Raw genomic sequence first — 19,371 nt, 5'->3', positions numbered from 1 at the left:
GTGAGATTTTGGGGCCAGAATTGTGCACCGGGCGGGGCCCGGTGCGACTTTGATCAACGGCCGAAGAGATTTTTCAATTTTTCTTTCAGTTCGTCGACCTTTTCTTCCACTTTATCGCCATATTTTTTCTTGGCTTTGTGTTTCAGTTCCTCACGCACCAAATCATCGAGACGGCGGCTGTCGGGTTTACAGGTGCCTGGGCCCACATCGTCAAAGTCGCCTTTACAGCGCAAAGGCAGCGGACGGTTGCGCCAGCGTTTGTTCTTCACGGTACAGCCGTCGGCGGATGTGCTTTCGCCAACCAGGGCGAGGCCGAGGGCGAAGTCGAAGTCCTGTTTCTTCAGGTCTATCTCGCCATCGCCGGTCATGGCGATATTCTCGATACCGGCGAGAATTTCGGTCACCTTCACGTCATCTCCCTTTACGGCAATGGTGGCGCGCACATCCTGCAGGCCGGTCTGGGCGGGCCAGTCCCTGTCTGGCAGGGGAGTGTTTTCCGCATAGCTGAACAGTTGGCACATGCTCTTTTCCAGGTTGAAAGGCGCTATGGAAAGCTCCTTGCTGGAAATATTAACGGCAGCGACCAGGTTTTTTTGCAGGTCTACGGACGTTTTGCCCTTGGTTCGACCATCCCAGTTTACACTGGCCTCACCAGCTACCTGTACTTTCTCACTGGGGAACAGTGCTTTCTGCACCTTGCCGATATCCACATTGCTGAGACCACCGCGTACCTGGCCTTCTGCCGTTTGGGCGCGGGCGTTGAGCTGGCCATTGCTATTGAGCTGCCCGCCATAGATGTCGGCGCTGAGCTTTTGCAGCTGATAGAGGCCGTTATCCACAGTGAGTTGTATTTCGGGGCTGTCCAATTGCAGGTCCGCGGCCTGTAATTGGTCCAGAGCCAAGCTGATATTGGCGGTAAAGCCGCGCAGGGCGCTGAGGGGCAGGGGTTCTGGGGGTACTTGTTGGGCCGTTTCCTGCTGCTCGCTAGCCTTGGGCTTGGATTGCTTTTGGATTTGCTGGGCGCTGATGGTTTCGGCAGAAGTTGGGGTTTGTTCCGCTGGCTTGCTCTGTGCAGCGGCTTCGGCAGAGGTCGCCGATTCACCTTCCTTCTCTTCAGCTGGGGGTAAATAGCTATCCAGATTGAAGGCACCGCCGCGGAGACTTAGGTCCAGTCCGGGCATTTCCGCGTTACGAAGTTGAGCGCTGCCGCTGAAAGTGGTGCTGTCGAGTTGTAGCTGTAGAGGGGTAAGGTCCAGTTTTTGTTCGGTGCCCTCCAGGCTGGTTTCGATATTCAGCTTCTGCAGTACAGCACTATTACGGGTAACTACTTGAGTGCCGGTCAGATCAAGCCAGGGGCGCAAGGGGTCGGCGCTGGCATTGAGGTTCATCTGTACACGCCAGGGTTGGTTACTGTTGTCACGGCGCACATAGCCGCGCAGGTGTACAGTAGCTTTGGCGTTGTTGTCCGCGGTAAAGGTCAGCTGCAGGGGCTGCAGGCGGAGGCCGTTGAGACCTTCATCCAGAGCCAGGGTACTGTCCAGCTTCAGGTTGAGGGGATAGCGTAGGTCGCTGCCACTCATACTGGCATCGGCGCTGAGATGCCCCGGTTCGCCGCCTGGCACCAGGTTGTCGGCGGTCACACGCAGATCTTCCACCTTGTAGGCTTTGTTGGTGCGGGCATCAGTGTAGGACACCAGACCGTTTTGAATACGAAGCTTGTCGAGACTGAGTTGCACCTGTTGCTGGCTGGACTCCTCGGTTTCCTTGGGGATCTCCAGCTTGGGTGGTTCTTTGCTCTGGGCTTCCAAGGCTTCACTGATCAGTTCCCAGTTGCCGCGCCCCTCTTTGTCCACAGAGAGCTCAATCTGCGGTGCCACCAGGACGATTTCCTCGGCTTGCACACGGCGCTGTAACAGTGGTTTGAGGGCGACACCCACTGCAATTTTATCGGCGCGCACCAGGGTTTCCTCAGGTAGTTGCAGCGGTGCCAATGCTACGTCGCGCAGTTCCAGGCCGACTTGTGGCCACAATTGCCAGCCAATATCGCCTTCCAATTGCAGGGCGATGCCCTGTTTGGCGGCGAGTTTTTCCAGCTGGGGCTTGTACTGGTTTACGTCGAGGCCGGCCAGCAGCCAGGCGACAGCACCGGCGAGCAGCAGGAAAACGACCAGTAGAGCGATAAGTGTGCGCTTGATCCAGGCCATGGAGAGGATTGTCCCTATAGATTTCGTAGAAGATTTGTCGTGTATATCAACACATCAGACTTCGCGACGGGGGTTGATGTTCCCGTGCCCTTCTCCAAAGAGCTTATCCGGGAAGTGTAGGAGATGCAGCCCCGCGGAGCTGGGCGCGCCGCGGGGGTCATTGAAGCAGTTGTGCCTTAGAAAATAAACCGTACGCCCGCTTCGATGCTGCGGCCGGGTGCCGGGGCATAGTCGCGCAGCAGCGAGGTGGAGTTACGGATTTCCTCGTCCAGCAGGTTGCGTGCGCTAGCAAAGAGTACCGCATTGCTGCCGCCGATATTGAGGTTGTATTCGGCGCTCAGGTCCATGCGAGTATACCCATCGGTAGGCTCTTCATAGGCACCGGCGCGGTCCTGGTCCGCAGCCTGCACAGTGCGCCACTCCCAGCCCCACTGGTCGTAATCGGCACCCAGGGCCACGCCCATCCGAAGCGGTGGCATACGCGGTACATCAGAGCTTTCACCGGCAATTGCATCATCGAAGCTAGCGCGCACCATGTCGCCAAACAGGGTTACATAGTGGCCGCCCTGTAAGGGGAAGGTCACCGAGGCCTCGGCTCCGTAGAAAGTTGCATCGCGGTTGGCATAGGCATAGACCGGCAACTCCTCTTCCTCGCCGCCGGTGTTCTGCGCGTAGATATAGTCACCGATCTGGTTGTAGAAAACGCTGGCCTCAATGCGCGCAGCGTGCCAGCCACTGGCGGCTTCGTTGTGGTGGTGATAACCCAACTCCAGGTTTACGCCGCTCTCTTTATCCAGCTCATTGTTACCCAGCAGATAGCGGGACTCCGCCAAGTGCGCGCCATCGGCAAACAGTTCCTCGGCCACCGGGGCACGTTCGGAGTGGGTGGCGCCAAAGCTGAGATGCTGGTGCTCGGCGAGGAAGTACTGCAGCGTGGTGCTGGCGCCGACCAGATTGTAATCGCGGTCGTTGGCAATTTCTGGGTCTATATCCACTCGCTCCAGGCGGGCGCCCAGATCCAGGTGCCAGTTGCCCCACTCGCGTTCCTTCATGGTGAAAAAGCCGGTGCTGCGGGTGCGTGAGGGCTGGATAAAGGCTTCGTCTCCAACTGCGGCAAAGTCCTTGTCGGTTAATTGCAGGCCGTAGGCACCGCGCCAGCCGTTGCCGGCATCGTGGGTTATTTCAACCCGGCTCTCCCAGGCCTCGTTGGTGAAGCGGGTGCCTGGGTTGCCGGCATCCAGCTCCACATGCTCATAATCGTTGTAGCCGATTCGCAGGCTCAGTTTGTCCCAGTAATCGCCGTCGAAGCGGTGCTCGCCTTTCAGGTCATAGCGGGTTTGTACCAGATCGATGCGTACCGCATTGACCTCACCGGCCTCGGCGTGCTCCTCATGTTCATCGTGGTCGTCGTGGTCTTCGCCTGCGTGGTCCTCATCTTCGTGGTGGTGCTTATGAGTGCCCAGGGGGGTGCCGTAGTTATTTTCCAGGCGGTTTACTGAAAAGCCAATAAAGCCGCTGTCGGTGATCCAGGAAACCCCTCCGCTATAGTTGTGGGCGCGGGCATTGGTATTGCCCACGAAGCCATCGGTGTTGAACTCGTCCTCGTCCTCGTGCTCGCCTTCTTCGCCGGCGTGCTCTTCATGTTCGTCGTGTTCTTCATGCTCAACGATGGCCAGGCCCGGGATTTCGGTATTGTCGTTTTCGCGATAAACCCCGTCTACATACCAGGCCAGCTGCCCAGCACCGCCAGTGAAACGAAATACTGAGGCGTCTTGGCTGTCGGCAGTGTTGTGACGCAGCTCAACTGCGCCCTCTACCTTCTCTGGCACGGCAGTGGGGATACGCCCGTCGATGATGTTAACCACCCCTCCCACGGCCCCGCTACCATAGCGCAGGGCGGCGGGACCGCGCAGTATTTCGATACGTTCCGCAAGCAGAGGCTCGATACTGGCGGCGTGATCGGCGCTGGTGTTGGATGCATCGGATACATCCAGGTTATCGCTCAAGATCTTTACACGGTTGGCACTCTGGCCGCGAATAACTGGCAGCCCCACGCCACTGCCGAAGGCGGCATTGGCTACACCGGGTTGGTCTTGCAAAGTTTGGCCCAGGGTTGCCGCGGCGGATTTACGCAATGCGTCCCCGGAGAGAATAGAAACCGGAGCTGCCACGGCGTCGGCAGGCTTATCCAGCGGCGAGACGGTGACATTGACCTCTTCCAGGGTCGAGTTGTTTTCAGCGGCGTAAATAGCGGGCGCGGCCAGGCTGGCAATGGCCAGGGCCAAAATGTTGAATTTGATCATTAGTTTTTTATGTCCTGTCACAGGCGGATGCTGCCGTACGCGCACAGGCGCGGGCACCCACAAAGCAAATTTCTGTTTTTTTAAGGATTAACTGAAAGACAGGGACCGGGGTGGGGCGCGCGCACTCTGGCGCTCAGGCTGGCAATTGTGGGCTGTTGGCGCAGAGTGGCGTTCGTAGTGACTTTGGGGCTCAGCCTGTACGAGCAATGGCTCGCTGCCGAGTGCTGCAGGTGAATGCATACAGCACAGGTCACACATCTCCACCTGAGTGTTGCCCAGGTGGAAGTGCTCCGCCCACAGCGGCTGAGCTGCTACTACGGCGAGTAACAGAAACAGGCTGGCCCAGTAATGGGATTTTCGGCGCTTTAGAGTAACCATACCGCGCATGATATGTGGTTATGATTACGAATCAAGTTTCATCTGACACTAGCGGACCACAGCGGGCATCATTCATCCTATAATTTGCGCCCTCTGTCTTATTGCTCAAAAAAGGAACGCTTTCAATGCGCAAGGCTAGCGTCACCCGCGATACGCTGGAAACCAAGATTCAAGTCAGCGTCGACCTGGACGGCCAGGGGCACGGCCAGTTTGCCACCGGGGTTCCCTTTCTCGAGCATATGCTCGATCAGATTGCCCGCCACGGTATGATCGATATGGATATCCGTTGCGATGGCGATATCCATATCGACGACCACCATACGGTGGAAGATATCGGCATTACCCTCGGCAAGGCCATTTCCCAAGCATTGGGAGACAAGAAAGGCATGACCCGGTATGGCCATAGCTATGTGCCTTTGGATGAGGCCCTCTCCAGGGTGGTGATCGATTTCTCCGGCCGTCCCGGTCTGGTGATGGAAGTACCTTTTACTCAAAAGCGTATCGGCAATTTCGATACCGAACTGTTTTATGAATTCTTCCAGGGCTTCGTCAATCATGCCCTGGTGACGGTGCATATCGATTGCCTGCGCGGCCACAACGCCCACCATCAGGTAGAGACGGTATTCAAAGCCTTCGGCCGCGCCCTGCGTGTGGCGTTAACCCCAGACCCGCGTATGGCTGGCACCATGCCCTCCACCAAGGGAGTCTTGTGATGGGTAAGGTCGCAGTACTCGATTACGGTATGGGCAACCTCCACTCGGTTGCCAGTGCTCTGGATAAGGTGGCGCCGGAAGCCGAGGTAGTGTTGGCGCAAACTCCGCAGCAGGCCCAAGGTGCGGAGCGTTTATTAGTACCTGGAGTCGGAGCTATTCGCGATTGCATGGCAGGATTTGTTGAAGCGGGTTTTGCTCCACTGCTCAAAGATGCCATCGCCGCTGATATCCCGATACTGGGAATCTGCGTTGGTATGCAGATTATGATGCGCCACAGCGAAGAAAATAATGGTGTCGACTGTCTGGATATCTTCCCGCAACCGGTGCAGTTTTTTGGCAGCGACCTGCCGGTGGTGCAAGGTGGTGAGCGCCTGAAAGTACCGCATATGGGCTGGAACAGCGTGCGGCAGACATGTGAACATCCCCTGTGGGCAGGCATTGCTGATGAAAGCCGCTTCTATTTCGTGCACAGCTACTATGTGCCTGCTGAGGACAATCCTGTGCTCGCCGGGCGCACAGAGTATGGTGTGCCCCTGGCGTCTGCAGTGGCGCGGGAGAATATCTTTGCCACCCAGTTCCACCCAGAAAAGAGCGCCGATGCCGGCCTGCAACTACTAAAGAACTTTGTCAGCTGGAATGGCCGGGCCTGAGCCCCGCCTATTTTTCCTGACTTGAATAATCACCGCCGACGAAAGACAGAGCATGATTGTAATTCCCGCTATCGACTTGAAAGACGGTCAGTGTGTGCGCCTGCGCCAGGGCGAAATGGACGACGCCACCGTATTTTCTGATGACCCCCTGGCCACCGCTCAGCACTGGGTAAATGAGGGGGCCAAGCGCCTGCATCTGGTGGACCTGAACGGAGCCTTTGCCGGCAATCCGGTAAATGGTGAGGCCGTTACCGCCATCGCCAAACAATTTCCCCATCTGCCGGTACAGATTGGTGGTGGTATCCGGGATTTGCATACCATTGAGCGGTATCTGGATGCCGGTGTTACCTGGGCCATTATCGGCACTGCCGCGGTGAAGGATCCCAAGCTGGTAGAGGAGGCCTGTCGCGAGTTCGAAGGGCATGTCATCTATTTCGTGCACAGCTACTATGTGCCTGCTGAGGACAATCCTGTGCTCGCCGGGCGCACAGAGTATGGTGTGCCCCTGGCGTCTGCAGTGGCGCGGGAGAATATCTTTGCCACCCAGTTCCACCCAGAAAAGAGCGCCGATGCCGGCCTGCAACTACTAAAGAACTTTGTCAGCTGGAATGGCCGGGCCTGAGCCCCGCCTATTTTTCCTGACTTGAATAATCACCGCCGACGAAAGACAGAGCATGATTGTAATTCCCGCTATCGACTTGAAAGACGGTCAGTGTGTGCGCCTGCGCCAGGGCGAAATGGACGACGCCACCGTATTTTCTGATGACCCCCTGGCCACCGCTCAGCACTGGGTAAATGAGGGGGCCAAGCGCCTGCATCTGGTGGACCTGAACGGAGCCTTTGCCGGCAATCCGGTAAATGGTGAGGCCGTTACCGCCATCGCCAAACAATTTCCCCATCTGCCGGTACAGATTGGTGGTGGTATCCGGGATTTGCATACCATTGAGCGGTATCTGGATGCCGGTGTTACCTGGGCCATTATCGGCACTGCCGCGGTGAAGGATCCCAAGCTGGTAGAGGAGGCCTGTCGCGAGTTCGAAGGGCATGTCATCGTTGGGCTTGACGCTAAAGATGGGCTGGTAGCTACCGAGGGTTGGGCTGAAGTCTCCGAACTGAAAGCTACTGAACTGGCCAAGCGCTTCGCAGATTGTGGGGTCAGCTCGATTGTGTACACGGATATCGCCCGCGATGGCATGATGCAGGGCGTCAATATCGAGGCCACCCTGGAAATGGCACACGCGGTACAGGTGCCGATCATCGCTTCCGGCGGTGTGAGCAGCATCGAGGATATCGAACAGCTGTTGGATACCGGAGAGATATACGGCGCAATTACCGGCCGGGCAATTTACGAAGACAAGCTGAACCTGCGTGCGGCGCAGCAGCTTTGCGATCAACGGAAAAAATAATGGCACTGGCGAAACGCATTATTCCCTGTCTCGATGTCGATGCCGGCCGCGTAGTAAAAGGCGTGAACTTTGTCGATATCCGCGATGCCGGCGACCCGGTGGAAATTGCCCGCCGCTATAACGAGGCGGGTGCCGATGAGGTGACCTTTCTTGATATCACGGCTACCCACGAGCAACGGGACACCATCCTGCACACCGTGGAAAAAATGGCCCATGAGGTTTTTATTCCGCTCACCGTGGGTGGGGGGGTGCGCAGCTTGCAGGATATTCGCAATCTGCTCAATGCCGGTGCGGACAAGACCGCAGTTAATTCAGCGGCAGTGAAAAATCCCGAGTTCGTACGCGAAGCCGCCGAGCGCTTTGGCAGCCAGTGTATCGTGGTGGCTATCGATGCCAAGCAGGTGGGGGAGAATCGATGGGAAATCTTTACCCACGGTGGGCGCCAGCCGACCGGCATTGATGCGGTGGCCTGGGCGCGACAGATGGCGGAATATGGCGCTGGGGAGATTCTGCTTACCAGTATGGACCGGGACGGAACCAAGAATGGTTTTGATCTGGCTCTGACCCGTGCGGTGACTGAGGCGGTGCCGGTACCGGTAATTGCCTCCGGCGGTGTCGGCAACCTCCAGCATTTGGCGGAGGGCGTTCTTCATGGTGGTGCTGACGCGGTGTTGGCGGCCAGTATTTTCCACTTTGGCGAGTACAGCATTGCTGAAGCCAAGGCATTTATGCAGGAGGCAGGGATAGAGATGCGCTTGTAAGCGTATTGAGTTGTCCTTGAAAAGTTAGGTTTTTTCTGGAGTTTGAGCGCTGGCGGCGGACCAAAAAGGCCCGCCGCGCGCCGGTTACAGCTTTTCGTCTGCGCGCGCAAAGCGCTCGCGCAGACCCCTGTCCCTGTGAGCGTAGAGATTCAGCCCTTTGAGTACATTGAGTGCTTCGAAGATCTGGTTGTCGCGGTCCAGCCAGTTATCGCGTTCCCCCTGTTCCCGCGCGCGGTCCTCAGAGGTGCGGTCGGCGCCGCCATTGCCATTGTCCAGGTGGCCGGCCAGGTCCGCTTCGGTGGGTCGTTTCGAGTCTTCGAGTCGTGTGACTTTCACCCGCTCCACAACGATATCCGGGGTAATGCCCTGGGCCTGGATCGAGCGGCCATTGGGGGTGAAATAGAGCGCTGTGGTGAGCTTGATTGCGCGCTCATTATTGATGGGAATGACCGTTTGCACTGAGCCCTTTCCAAAGCTGTCGGTGCCCATTACCACAGCGCGGCGGTGGTCCTGCAGGGCACCGGCGACAATTTCCGCCGCCGAGGCGGAGCCGGCGTTAATCAGCACCACTAGAGGGGTGCCATCGGTCAAGTCGCCCGGCTCTGCAGAGTAGCTCAGGTTGGCGGCCTCGTTGCGGCCCTCTGTATAGACCACCAGGCCCTCTTCAAGAAATGCATCGGCGACTTCCACCGAAGACTGCAGAACACCACCGGGATTATTGCGCAGGTCCACAATCAGGCCTTTGAGGGCACCCTTCTTTTGCAGTTTGATTAGTTCCTCAGCCACATCGGTACCGGTATCCAGTTGGAACTGGCTGATGCGCAGATAGCCGTAACCCTCATCGAGTACCTTACTGCGCACACTGCGCACACGCACGGTGTCGCGTTTGAGAGTGACATCGAAGGGTTCTTTGCGCCCCTTGCGAGCGATAGTCAGGGTGACACTGCTGCCTTTGGGTCCACGCATCCACTCTACCGCCTCGTCCAGGCTGATACCTTTCATGGATTTTCCCGACAGGCGCAGAATTACATCCCCGGCTTTGAGGCCAGCGCGCGAAGCTGGGGTGTCATCCATCGGGCTCACAACAGTGATGTGGTCGTTTGAGATGCCGACTTCAATACCCAGGCCGGCGAACTCGCCGGTGGTATTGGCTTGTAGGTCGTCGAAGGAGCGGCGATCCAGGTAGGAGGAGTGCGGGTCGAGTCCCTGCAGCATGCCCTTGATGGCGTACTCGAGTAGGGTGCGGTCATCCACTTCCTCGACATAGCCCTGGCGAATCTGCTCAAACACCTTGGCAAAGCTACGCAGGTCTTCCAGTGGCAGGCGCCCTGCGGTTTCGGCGGTGATATCAGATTGGTTGCCGCCTTCGCTGAGTCCCATTAACGGCAGAGCTGTGAGGGCGGCTGCGCCGAGAAAGGTGGTCAGCGCCTTGGGTATGAACATGTTGTTGTGACCTCTGCCTTATTTCTTCGCTGCTTTGCGAAAGTGTAGACCGCAGAGATTGGCAGGGATTCTAAGACGACGCCAATTTCTACAGTGTCACAGACTTAGTCGTGATAAAACGAACCGCCTTACAGATGTGTTGAGTACAGTTTGGGAAGGCTCTTGGTCTTTTAACGTGGTTGCTCTTTGGGGCTTATGCGATGGCGGTGCAAGGAGTGTCCGGCCGCCAACTGCCGATCAGGAGCGGCACCAGGCCGCTGGGTTCTGGGCTGTTCCGCGATGGCGAATTTCGAAATAGACACCGCTTTGGGTGAGGCCGCCGGTGTTGCCTACCCGCGCGATGGTATCGCCACTCTCAACCCACTCACCGATATTGCGGGTGAGGGACTGGTTGTGGGCGTAGAGGCTCATATAGCCATCCCCGTGATCGAGAATCACCAGCATGCCGTGGCCGCGCAGGTAGTCGGAAAATACCACGCGCCCGCGGTGTATAGCACGCACAGGTTCTCCTTCGGCTGCGCGGATAGTGACCCCCTTCCAGGTGATGCCATTGGCGCGGCGCTGCCCGTAGGTGTTGGCGCGGCGGCCTTTGACTGGCCACTGCATCTTTCCACGCTGGCGGGCGAAGGGCTTTTGCTCTCCCGGGTTTACCAGGGAGGCAATAGCGCGGCCTACCTCATCGATCAATTTTTGCAGGCGTGTACGGTCACCTTGTAATTGCTTTAATTCTCCACTGCCATCGGCAAGCTTTGCGGCCAACCGGTCCAGGGTGCGCCTGCGGTTTTGCTGGGCACTGCGCAACTTGTCCTGTCGCTCCTGCAGTTGTTCTCTTTTCGTCGCCAACGCCGCTCGCTCATGTTCCACAGAGGCGCTGACGGTTTTCAGGGAGGTGAGGGTTTCCAGGTAATCGTCGATAACGCGGCTGCGTTCTTGGAGGAAGTAATCGTGGTAGCGGAGTTGGCGGGCGATATTTTGTGGGTCTTGCTGGTTGAGGAGGAGCTTGATCTGTTCTTGTCGGCCCAGTCGGTAAGTGGCGGCGATCTCCTGTTCGACCCGCCGCTGCATACTTCGTCGCGCTTCCTGCAGCTGCTTCTGCTCTTGCTGTAGTTCGCGCAACTTATCAGAGCGGCTGCGCATATCCCGTTTGATCTGGTCTATGCGCCGGTGCAGCCCGGAAATGTCCTTCTCGTTCTCTTCCAGGTCCTTGAGTAGTTGATCACGCTGGCCGCGCACCTGGTTGAGTTCCTGTTGCAGGGACTCAATGCGCTGCTTGATTTCCGCGAGGCGTGCCTGCTGGTCAGCCTCCGCCTGGCTCCAGGCGGGCATTGATATCAGGGCGATCAGGAAGAGTACGAGAGTTTTCATTAGTCCATTTTTACCAAACTGTGGCCGGTCATTTCCGCCGGCTGTGGCAGATCCATCAACGCTAACATGGTTGGCGCCACATCCGCCAGACTGCCTCCGTCACACATTTGAACATTGCGTGCGCCGATGTACACGAATGGCACCGGCAGGGTGGAATGCTGGGTGCTGACCTGGCCGGAGTTCAGGTCAAACATCTCTTCCACATTGCCGTGGTCGGCAGTAATCAGTACCTCACCGCCGGCTGCCAGAGCTGCGTCTACGACGCGTTCTACACACTGGTCCAGGGCTTCCACAGCTTTTACAGCAGCTTCAAATACTCCAGTGTGGCCGACCATATCGCCGTTGGCGTAGTTACAGATAATGGCGTCGTATTCGCCACTTTCGATCGCTGCTACTAGCTTGTCGGTAACTTCCGGTGCGTTCATTTCCGGTTGCAGGTCGTAAGTAGCTACATCTGGGGACTTAATCAGCTCGCGGGTTTCGCCACTGTAGGGTTCTTCGCGACCGCCGCTGAAGAAGAAAGTGACGTGCGCGTATTTTTCGGTTTCGGCGATACGCAGTTGGGTCTTGCCCTGGGCGGACAGGTATTCACCGAGGGAATTCACCAGATTTTCCGGCGGGAAGGCGCAGCTGGCGTGGATATCCGCGGCGTATTCGGTAGTCATCACAAAGTCCGCCAGTTGTGGTTTGGCCTTGCGCTCGAAGCCGCTGAAGTCCACTTCGGTGAAGGCACGGGTCAGCTGGCGAGCGCGGTCCGGGCGGAAATTCATAAAGATGAGGGCGTCGCCATCCTGGATGGGAGCGGACTCGCCGATAATTGTCGGGGCGACAAATTCATCATTTTCACCGCGCTCATAAGCGGCAGCCAATCCGGCCAGGGCGTCAGAGGCTTTGTGTTCCGCGGTGCCCAGGGTCAGCATGTCATAGACAGATTCAGTGCGCTCCCAACGTTGATCTCGGTCCATAGCGAAGTAGCGGCCGGCTAACGTAGCCAAATGGGCGTTGCCAACGGAATCGCACACTTGTATCAGACGAGCGATGGAGGGTTCAGCACTGCGCGGTGGAGTGTCTCGACCATCGAGAAAGGCGTGTACGTAAATGGCGCGGGCACCGCGTTGGGCAGCCAGGGTCACCATAGCGACGATGTGGTCTTCATGGCTGTGCACACCACCTTCAGACAGTAGTCCCATAATATGCACCGCACCGTTATTGGCGATGGCTTTGTCCACAGCCGCTGTATAGGCAGCGTTGCGGAAGAAGTCACCGTCTTTGATCGCCTTGTTGATACGGGTGAAGTTCTGATAGACGACCCGCCCGGCGCCCAGGGTCATATGGCCCACCTCGGAGTTGCCCATCTGTCCGTCCGGCAGGCCGACCGCCATCCCAGAGGTCTGGATCAGGGTTTTCGGGCGGGTGGCCCAGATGTTATCCCAGGCCGGAGATTGGGCGGAGTAAACTGCGTTGTATTTGGGATTGTCGCTGTGGCCGAAGCCGTCCAGAATCAGCAGGACTATAGGGCGTTTGTGCGGGGCTTGCGTAGCGGCCATAGCGACAGGTTCCTTATTTGTTCGATAGAAATTGCGGACGCGGATTTTAACCCGTTTGGCCATCGTTTAACCATGTCGATTAGCACGTGTGCGGGAGCTTGCCTCAGTCTATAGGGGGGCGGTGGCAGCAGTATTTTGCTGGTTAGAATTTCGCCACAATCGTGTATACTCCCGCCAGCTTTGGCGCTGTCGCGCCATATCGATAACCACTAAGGAATTTGGGGGCGGAGTGGATTTTTTCGTCTTTTTGAGTGAGCAGTGGCTACTGGTTGGCCTGCTCGTGGCGCTGCTCTATGCACTAGTGCTCAGCGAGCGCTTCAAAGCCGGTGAACCGGTTTCCCTGCACGAGGTAACCCGACTGATTAACAGCGATGGGGCCAAGGTGCTGGATGTACGTGATCGCAGTGAGTTTACCGCCGGGCATATCGTCGACGCCGTTCATATCCCCTATGGGGAAGTGGCCGAGCGCATCGGTGAACTAGAGCCCTTCAAGGATAAAATGTTGATTATTGCGGACAAGATGGGCCAGCACGCTGGGCCAGTAGGTCGAGAGCTGAAGCAGAAGGGTTTTCAGGTGCGTCGTCTGCAGGGCGGTATGAGCGAGTGGAGCAACCAGAACTTACCGCTGGTTAAGGGCAAGGGCTAGCCCGGCATATTGAATTGTTAGTATTTGACGGAGTTTTGTTATGCAGGATGTAGTCATCTATACCACCCGTTTCTGTCCTTACTGTATTCGCGCTAAGCAGCTGCTCGACGGTAAGGGCGTGCGCTACCGCGAGATTGCAGTGGATAACAAGCCGGGGCTGCGAGCAGAGATGGCGGCCAAAGCGGGACGCCGCTCGGTTCCACAGATCTGGGTGGGCGAGATTCACGTGGGCGGTTGTGACGATTTAATGGCGCTGGAGGGCGGCGGCAAGCTGGATGTGCTGCTCAAATCGGCTGGCTGATAAAGGTTGACGCGGCGTGCCACACGCGGCCGTGGCTATTTGCTATTTATCCGGTCCGGGCCTTGAAACGGGATTCACAGGCCCCAATCTGAAGGCTCATACAGGGAGTCTTTCTCACGGAAGGCATCAATAAACTTTTTATAAAGATAGGCGGTAACATGGCTGAAGAATTAAACGGCGCGGCAAGCGCAGAGGCTCCACAAGTACAATTCGCGATGCAGCGTATCTACCTGAAGGACCTCTCCTTCGAGACTCCAATGGGTGTTGAGGTTTTCAAGAAAGAGTGGAAGCCTCAGGTTAACCAGGAGTTGAACACCAAAACCGCCAAGGTCGATGAAGACCTGTACGAAGTTGCACTGACCCTGACTATTACGGTCAAGCTGGAAAATGACACTGCTTTCCTGGTGGAAGTAAAGCAGGCAGGCCTGTTTGGTATCAAAGGTTTGGAAGGCCAGCAGCTGGCCCAGGCATTGAACACAGCCTGCCCGCAGATCCTGTTCCCCTACGCCCGCGAAGTGATCGACAACGCTGTCGTGAAGGGCTCCTTCCCTGCTCTGATGCTGCCGCCGGTTAATTTTGACGCACTGTTTGCGCAGGCTTTGAATCAGGCCCAGAAGCAGGCCGAAGGTGCACAAGCAGACGCTTAAATCCGTCTAGCTTGATAAAAGGTCCCTAAGGGGGCCTTTTTTTATACCTGCTATTCGTCCTTATTGGGCGAATCAATGGAAATTTGTTCCCATAAGTTTTCTAAAAAGTCGGGAGTTGTCGATGCACTGGGATTTACCGAGCCCCTATATCCGTAAAGTGACAGTGGGTAGGCAGCATGTGGATGGCTTGTGTCATGCCAACAATGCCGAGTATGTGCAATGGTGCGAGGCCACAGCTTGGGCCCATAGCGCCGAACTTGGGCTGGATGTCACTAATTATCAGGATCTCGACCGGGGAATGGCCATTCGACATGGAGAGTATGACTATATACTGGCGGCGAGGGAGGGTGATGAACTGGTATTTGGCACTTGGTTGACGGAAGTTGACGGGCGCCTGAATATGACCCGCCGCTTTCAAGTCTTTCGCGCCGCCGATGGGGCACTGGTATTGCGGGCCCGGTGGCGGTTGGTATGCATCGAGTTGTCCAGCGGCAAACCGAAACGCATGCCAGCGATCTTCAAGGAAATTTACAGTCCGGCAGTTATTGCCCCGGAGGCTGAGAACAATGAGTGAAGAGTTTGTAACCCTGACCGAAAATACAGGGGCGCTTAAAGACAAGACCATCTTTATTACTGGTGCCAGCCGCGGTATTGGCCGTGCTATAGCGCTGAAGTGCGCCGCTGATGGTGCCAAAATCGTGATCGCCGCCAAATCGGCAGAGCCTCACCCGAAGTTGCCCGGTACTATTTTCTCGGTTGCGCAGGAGGTGGAGAGTGCTGGTGGTCAGGCTCTGGCCCTGCAGGTCGACGTGCGCGATGAACAGCGTGTACAGGAGGCGATGGTAGAGGCCGCAGATAAGTTCGGCGGTATCGATATGGTCGTCAACAATGCTGGTGCGATTAACCTGACCAATGTAGAGTCCACGCCGCCTAAGCGTTACGACCTGATGCAGGATATCAACAGTCGTGCAGTGTACCTGACGGCGCACCTGGCTATCCCTTACCTCAAGAAGTCAGATAACGCCCATATTCTCAGCCTGTGTCCCCCGCTGAACCTGCAGCCCAAGTGGTTGGGACCCTTTGCACCCTATGCCCTGTCCAAGTTTGGTATGACCATCATGAGCCTGGGGCTGGCGGAGGAGCTGCGTGAGGCGGGAGTTAGCGTGAATACCCTGTGGCCACGCACGCTAGTGGCTACCGCGGCAATTGAATTTGCGGTGGGCAATCGCGAGATGTTTGAGCAGAGTCGCAAACCGGCGATTATGGCGGATGCCGCCTATGAAGTGCTGGCAACTCGGAAAGGCGCGCTCACCGGGCGTCAGTTGATTGATGAAGAACTGTTGGTAGAGCGCGGTGTGAAGGACTTCACCGACTATGCACACAACCCGTCTAACGCGGGGGAATTAACCAAGGATTTATTTCTCGACTGACGCTGGCAGGGGGTATTTTGTGAGCAGCGACAGCAAGTTATTCAAAGATGCTCTCTGTGAGTTGGGAGACGTTAAACCGCTGGTGCAGGAGAGCCGCGTGTCTTTGCGCAAGGACGGCAAGCCATCCGCGCAAAACCTGCTCGAGCGCCGCGCTGCCGCTACCCGCCAGAGTGAGCGCGAAATGAATCCTCTGTCCGGCGAATATATTGAGCTGGTGGCACCCTGGGACCCAATAGAGTTCAAGCGGGATGGGGTGCAGAACGGTGTCTACCGCAATTTGCGCCTGGGCAAGTACACGGTCGACGCGCGTCTCGACCTGCACCGGCACTCGGTGGAGATGGCGCGCAGTGCTGTGGTGGAATTTGTGCGGGACTGTGTTGAAGCGGATGTGCGCTGTGCCCTGATCACCCACGGCAAGGGCGAGGGGCGCAAACAGCCGGCCCTGCTGAAAAGCTGTATTAATCACTGGTTACCACAACTGGACCAGGTTCTTGCATTTCATAGTGCGCAGAAACAGCACGGTGGTATGGGGGCGACTTATCTATTACTGCGCAAGAGCGAGCGCAAGCGACAGGAAAATCTGGAGAGACACCAGCGTCGCCGTATATAAGCGTGGTGTCATCTTTTTGTCACTTTGTGAAACTAAGATGCGCGGCCAAGGCCTTCCCTTAGTGAATGCTTATTTAGCCCATCAATTTGATTCTTCTTGATTGTGATATTGGCGACCCACTGGGTCGCCTTTTTTAATGGGCGGTATATTGAGGAATTACTGCGCTAGCGCATGATGTCATCGACCCGATCAAATTCCAGCAGGGTGCTGTTGTCACTGCTGCTCAATATCAGTTTATCGCCCACCACTTCGAGACGGCGGGCTTTACGTAGGGCCTTCAGGTAGTCAGTTTCCAGCTCATCACTGGGGTGCACCCTACCCTTGCGTGAGATCATCGGGGTTTTCGGCCAGGATAAGCTTCCATTACCAGCTAGTGAGATACGGCCCAGGTAGGGGTTAACACCGCCGCTGCCGCGCACATAGCCAAAGCGGTCACAGGTGAAAAAAGGTCGTTCGCGCCAGAATTTTCTCCATAGAAGCAGGTATTCATAGGTGTTCTCCCCGTCCTTCAAGCCGGATAGAACCCACTCGTGATCGCAGGCGGACCAAGCCGACTGTCGCAAAGTTTGCGGTTGACTGGGGGCATCAAAGGACATACACCCGGAAAATAACAGGGTGAGCAAAGCTGGGACCATAAGCTGCAAGCGAATGTGATCTCGCGGCATGATGTCGTTCTCATGGGTTTTGCGACATTTAATCGTAAAAGCTACCAGCGGTCTGTGGTGGTGTTCAAGATCCTGCCCGGACATATTCAATGTAGATATCACCAGAGGCGTCCCGCAGGATCAGTCTTTTGCCCCGTGATTTGGTAAATGCCTGGCGAGTGCCAGAGAGTGCGCGCAAATAAGTATGTTCCTGTTGCAGTAGCTGTGCCGGGCCGCCCATCTTGGTTGAGACGAAGCTGGAAGTATCCCATAGCAGCTGACCGTTATCGGTAACCTGTAACTCGCCGCGGTAGGTGTTAATGCCGCTACGACCCATAACATTGCCATCTCGATTGCATAGAAAGGTGAAGTCAGTCGGCCTCTGGATCGGAATAGCAGCTCCGTTGACACGCAGGCGTACCAATTGCCATTTTATGTTGCACACGGTATTCGTATTACCTGCGTTCTGTATGACCCTGGCTTCCTCCGCGCCGGTTGCCAGGCATCCACCAATCACTAGCAGGATTCCTGTCAGCCACAGTTGTATAAACCTGCTCATTGGCGAATTACCCCTTTATACCTTTTTCCATCTTTTGTCCTTGTTCGGCGGCCTGACCCGGAATCCTGCTTATACATAAGCTTAGTTAGTACCTGTATTGGAGAGACGACAGGGGTGACAAGCTATGCTTCCACTGTGACACGGAGAGGTCTCCCAGCATAAACCTCGGGCATTGTACGGCATGATCAGACGCACCAAAATTGTCGCCACGTTAGGTCCCGCTACCGACAGCGGCGATACTTTGCGCCAATTGATTGCGGAGGGTGTGAACACTGTGCGCCTCAACTTTTCCCATGGCGATGCTGAAGACCACCGCCGCCGCGCAGGACAGGTTCGCGCTGAGGCGGCCCGCCAGGGTTGCCATGTCGCTATTCTGGGTGATTTGCAGGGACCAAAGATCCGGGTTGGTAAATTTACCGACAGTCGAGTACGACTAAAAAATGGTTCAGAATTTATCCTTGACCCCTCCCGGCCCGTCGAACGCGGCGATAGTGGAGGGGTATCGGTGGATTACTCTCAGTTGGCTCAGGACTGTTCCCCGGGGGACTGCTTACTATTGGACGATGGGCGCCTCAGCTTACGGGTAAAAAAGATTGTTGGCGCTGCGGTGATTACCGAAGTGGAATCGGGGGGCTGGCTGTCAGACCGGAAAGGGATTAACAAGCAAGGTGGCGGTCTCACCGCACCGGCGCTGACCGAGAAAGACCAGCGGGATATCCGGGTAGCCGCAGAGTTGCAGTTGGATTATCTCGCAGTGTCCTTTCCTCGAGGTGCACGGGATATCCATCGGGCGCGGGAGCTGCTGCAACAGGCTGGTGGCACTTCCCAAATCGTCGCCAAGATCGAGCGTGCTGAGGCTGTGTCCAGTGACGAACACCTTGAAAAGCTCATCCTGGCAAGCGATGTCATCATGGTGGCGCGTGGTGACTTGGCGGTTGAGATCGGCGATGCGGAATTGATGGGGGTGCAAAAGCACCTGATTCGTTTTGCGCGTTACCTGAATCGTACTGTCATCACCGCAACCCAAATGATGGAGTCAATGATCTCCAGTCCTGTACCAACGCGCGCCGAGGTGTGCGATGTTGCCAACGCAGTACTGGATGGCACCGACGCGGTAATGCTGTCGGCGGAAACCGCCAGTGGCCAGTATCCGGTGGAAACGGTACGGCACATGGCGGAGGTCATTATCGGAGCGGAAAAACACCGCGCGATCCAAAGGCCCGCGGATGTATTACGGGGAAACTACCCGGCGGGAGATGCATGCATCGCTGTTGCAGCGATTACCATTGCCAATCATTGCCAGGATATCAGAGCGATTATCTGTCAGACGGAAACCGGAAACACTGCTCTGCTGATGTCGAGGGTGCGCGCGGTGATTCCTATTTATGCTTTTTGTAGGCACCGCAGGATCTGCAATCGTGTGGCCCTATATCGCGGTGTTGATCCGGTATTGATGGCCGTAGCAGGCATGGACGGCCCGTCAAGGGATCAGAAGGCGGTTAACCATCTAAAACAGCGAAAGCTTTTGGCGCCGGGAGATTTCGTACTGGTATCCCGTGGTTACCAGCAGGATATTGGCGGGCATACCGATACCTTGCGGATTGTGCGGGTAGAATAATTTACCGTCCATTCAGTATTAAATACCAAATTTAAATAATGAATACCATTTAGTTTAACGTAGAAACCCACGTCCTACGGACGTGGTCATGAGTGACTGGCTTTGCCTGTTACGAGTGAGGTGGCTCATGTTACACCTAGGTTCGA

20 protein-coding genes are annotated in these 19,371 nt (G+C 56.4%); 12 read left to right on the top strand and 8 right to left on the bottom strand.

Annotated elements, in window-relative coordinates:
- Nucleotides 1-53: 53 nt before the first annotated feature.
- The 3 genes from ACCI49_RS18460 to ACCI49_RS18450 all read right to left on the bottom strand — a co-directional run bounded on the left by ACCI49_RS18460 (nucleotide 54) and on the right by ACCI49_RS18450 (nucleotide 4,885).
- A complete protein-coding gene (locus tag ACCI49_RS18460) occupies nucleotides 54-2,204 on the bottom strand; it encodes an AsmA family protein (protein WP_371840633.1) in 2,151 nt (716 codons plus the stop codon).
- Between the two features lie 176 nt (nucleotides 2,205-2,380).
- Nucleotides 2,381-4,507, bottom strand: coding sequence for a TonB-dependent receptor (locus ACCI49_RS18455; RefSeq protein ID WP_371840632.1), 2,127 nt, complete (start codon nucleotides 4,505-4,507; stop codon nucleotides 2,381-2,383).
- An 87-nt stretch (nucleotides 4,508-4,594) separates the two neighbouring features.
- A complete protein-coding gene (locus ACCI49_RS18450) occupies nucleotides 4,595-4,885 on the bottom strand; it encodes a hypothetical protein (RefSeq protein WP_371840631.1) in 291 nt (96 codons plus the stop codon).
- A 125-nt stretch (nucleotides 4,886-5,010) separates the two neighbouring features.
- Between ACCI49_RS18450 and hisB the strand changes: the two genes are divergently transcribed.
- The 5 genes from hisB to hisF are packed head-to-tail and all read left to right on the top strand — an operon-like array spanning nucleotide 5,011 to nucleotide 8,415.
- On the top strand, nucleotides 5,011-5,598 hold the full coding sequence (gene hisB / locus ACCI49_RS18445) for an imidazoleglycerol-phosphate dehydratase HisB (protein ID WP_371840630.1): 588 nt from the start codon (nucleotides 5,011-5,013) through the stop codon (nucleotides 5,596-5,598).
- Nucleotides 5,598-6,248, top strand: a complete 651-nt coding sequence (gene hisH / locus ACCI49_RS18440; RefSeq protein WP_371840629.1) for an imidazole glycerol phosphate synthase subunit HisH — start codon at nucleotides 5,598-5,600, stop codon at nucleotides 6,246-6,248. Before hisB ends, hisH begins: the two co-directional genes overlap by 1 nt.
- A 52-nt stretch (nucleotides 6,249-6,300) precedes the next feature.
- Complete coding sequence (locus ACCI49_RS18435) at nucleotides 6,301-6,870, top strand: HisA/HisF-related TIM barrel protein (protein WP_371840628.1); 570 nt, start codon at nucleotides 6,301-6,303, stop codon at nucleotides 6,868-6,870.
- A 52-nt stretch (nucleotides 6,871-6,922) separates the two neighbouring features.
- Nucleotides 6,923-7,654, top strand: a complete 732-nt coding sequence (gene hisA, locus ACCI49_RS18430) for a 1-(5-phosphoribosyl)-5-[(5-phosphoribosylamino)methylideneamino]imidazole-4-carboxamide isomerase (protein ID WP_371840627.1) — start codon at nucleotides 6,923-6,925, stop codon at nucleotides 7,652-7,654.
- Nucleotides 7,654-8,415, top strand: coding sequence for an imidazole glycerol phosphate synthase subunit HisF (gene hisF, locus ACCI49_RS18425; RefSeq protein WP_371840626.1), 762 nt, complete (start codon nucleotides 7,654-7,656; stop codon nucleotides 8,413-8,415). Before hisA ends, hisF begins: the two co-directional genes overlap by 1 nt.
- An 84-nt stretch (nucleotides 8,416-8,499) precedes the next feature.
- Here hisF and ACCI49_RS18420 read toward each other — a convergent pair whose 3' ends face one another.
- From ACCI49_RS18420 to gpmI, 3 genes are all read right to left on the bottom strand, one after another.
- Complete coding sequence (locus tag ACCI49_RS18420; RefSeq protein ID WP_371840625.1) at nucleotides 8,500-9,858, bottom strand: S41 family peptidase; 1,359 nt, start codon at nucleotides 9,856-9,858, stop codon at nucleotides 8,500-8,502.
- Nucleotides 9,859-10,095: 237 nt separating this feature from the next.
- Nucleotides 10,096-11,223, bottom strand: a complete 1,128-nt coding sequence (locus ACCI49_RS18415; RefSeq protein ID WP_371840624.1) for a murein hydrolase activator EnvC family protein — start codon at nucleotides 11,221-11,223, stop codon at nucleotides 10,096-10,098.
- Complete coding sequence (gene gpmI / locus ACCI49_RS18410) at nucleotides 11,223-12,770, bottom strand: 2,3-bisphosphoglycerate-independent phosphoglycerate mutase (protein ID WP_371840623.1); 1,548 nt, start codon at nucleotides 12,768-12,770, stop codon at nucleotides 11,223-11,225. The genes ACCI49_RS18415 and gpmI overlap by 1 nt, the downstream gene beginning before the upstream one ends.
- Before the next feature lie 229 nt (nucleotides 12,771-12,999).
- Here gpmI and ACCI49_RS18405 point away from each other — a divergent pair, with 229 nt between their 5' ends.
- The 6 genes from ACCI49_RS18405 to smrA all read left to right on the top strand — a co-directional run bounded on the left by ACCI49_RS18405 (nucleotide 13,000) and on the right by smrA (nucleotide 16,404).
- Complete coding sequence (locus tag ACCI49_RS18405; RefSeq protein ID WP_371840622.1) at nucleotides 13,000-13,416, top strand: rhodanese-like domain-containing protein; 417 nt, start codon at nucleotides 13,000-13,002, stop codon at nucleotides 13,414-13,416.
- A 40-nt stretch (nucleotides 13,417-13,456) separates the two neighbouring features.
- Nucleotides 13,457-13,717, top strand: coding sequence for a glutaredoxin 3 (grxC, locus tag ACCI49_RS18400; RefSeq protein ID WP_371840621.1), 261 nt, complete (start codon nucleotides 13,457-13,459; stop codon nucleotides 13,715-13,717).
- 158 nt (nucleotides 13,718-13,875) lie between these two features.
- Entirely contained in the window at nucleotides 13,876-14,364 is a 489-nt protein-coding gene (gene secB, locus ACCI49_RS18395; protein WP_371840620.1) for a protein-export chaperone SecB, read from the top strand.
- A 121-nt stretch (nucleotides 14,365-14,485) separates the two neighbouring features.
- Nucleotides 14,486-14,938: an acyl-CoA thioesterase gene (locus tag ACCI49_RS18390; protein WP_371840619.1), complete on the top strand. Its 453-nt coding sequence runs from the start codon at nucleotides 14,486-14,488 to the stop codon at nucleotides 14,936-14,938.
- On the top strand, nucleotides 14,931-15,794 hold the full coding sequence (locus ACCI49_RS18385) for an SDR family oxidoreductase (protein ID WP_371840618.1): 864 nt from the start codon (nucleotides 14,931-14,933) through the stop codon (nucleotides 15,792-15,794). The genes ACCI49_RS18390 and ACCI49_RS18385 overlap by 8 nt, the downstream gene beginning before the upstream one ends.
- A gap of 19 nt (nucleotides 15,795-15,813) precedes the next feature.
- Nucleotides 15,814-16,404 carry a DNA endonuclease SmrA gene (gene smrA, locus ACCI49_RS18380; protein ID WP_371840617.1) on the top strand — a complete coding sequence of 197 codons (591 nt, stop codon included), beginning with the start codon at nucleotides 15,814-15,816 and terminating at the stop codon, nucleotides 16,402-16,404.
- A gap of 164 nt (nucleotides 16,405-16,568) precedes the next feature.
- On the opposite strand, the gene ACCI49_RS18375 is transcribed toward smrA, so the two are convergent.
- Nucleotides 16,569-17,171 carry an META domain-containing protein gene (locus ACCI49_RS18375; RefSeq protein WP_371840616.1) on the bottom strand — a complete coding sequence of 201 codons (603 nt, stop codon included), beginning with the start codon at nucleotides 17,169-17,171 and terminating at the stop codon, nucleotides 16,569-16,571.
- Nucleotides 17,134-17,607, bottom strand: a complete 474-nt coding sequence (locus ACCI49_RS18370) for an META domain-containing protein (RefSeq protein ID WP_371840615.1) — start codon at nucleotides 17,605-17,607, stop codon at nucleotides 17,134-17,136. Before ACCI49_RS18370 ends, ACCI49_RS18375 begins: the two co-directional genes overlap by 38 nt.
- A 181-nt stretch (nucleotides 17,608-17,788) precedes the next feature.
- Between ACCI49_RS18370 and pyk the strand changes: the two genes are divergently transcribed.
- The gene (gene pyk, locus ACCI49_RS18365) at nucleotides 17,789-19,225 is read left to right on the top strand and encodes a pyruvate kinase (protein WP_371840614.1); all 1,437 of its coding nucleotides are present in this window, start codon (nucleotides 17,789-17,791) and stop codon (nucleotides 19,223-19,225) included.
- The last annotated feature ends 146 nt before the right edge of the window (nucleotides 19,226-19,371 follow it).

Source organism: Microbulbifer epialgicus, assembly GCF_041447265.1.
Classification (GTDB): Bacteria; Pseudomonadota; Gammaproteobacteria; order Pseudomonadales; family Cellvibrionaceae; genus Microbulbifer; species Microbulbifer epialgicus.
Note: the sequence above shows the minus strand (reverse complement) of the source record. Positions and strands in the feature narration are given on the sequence as shown.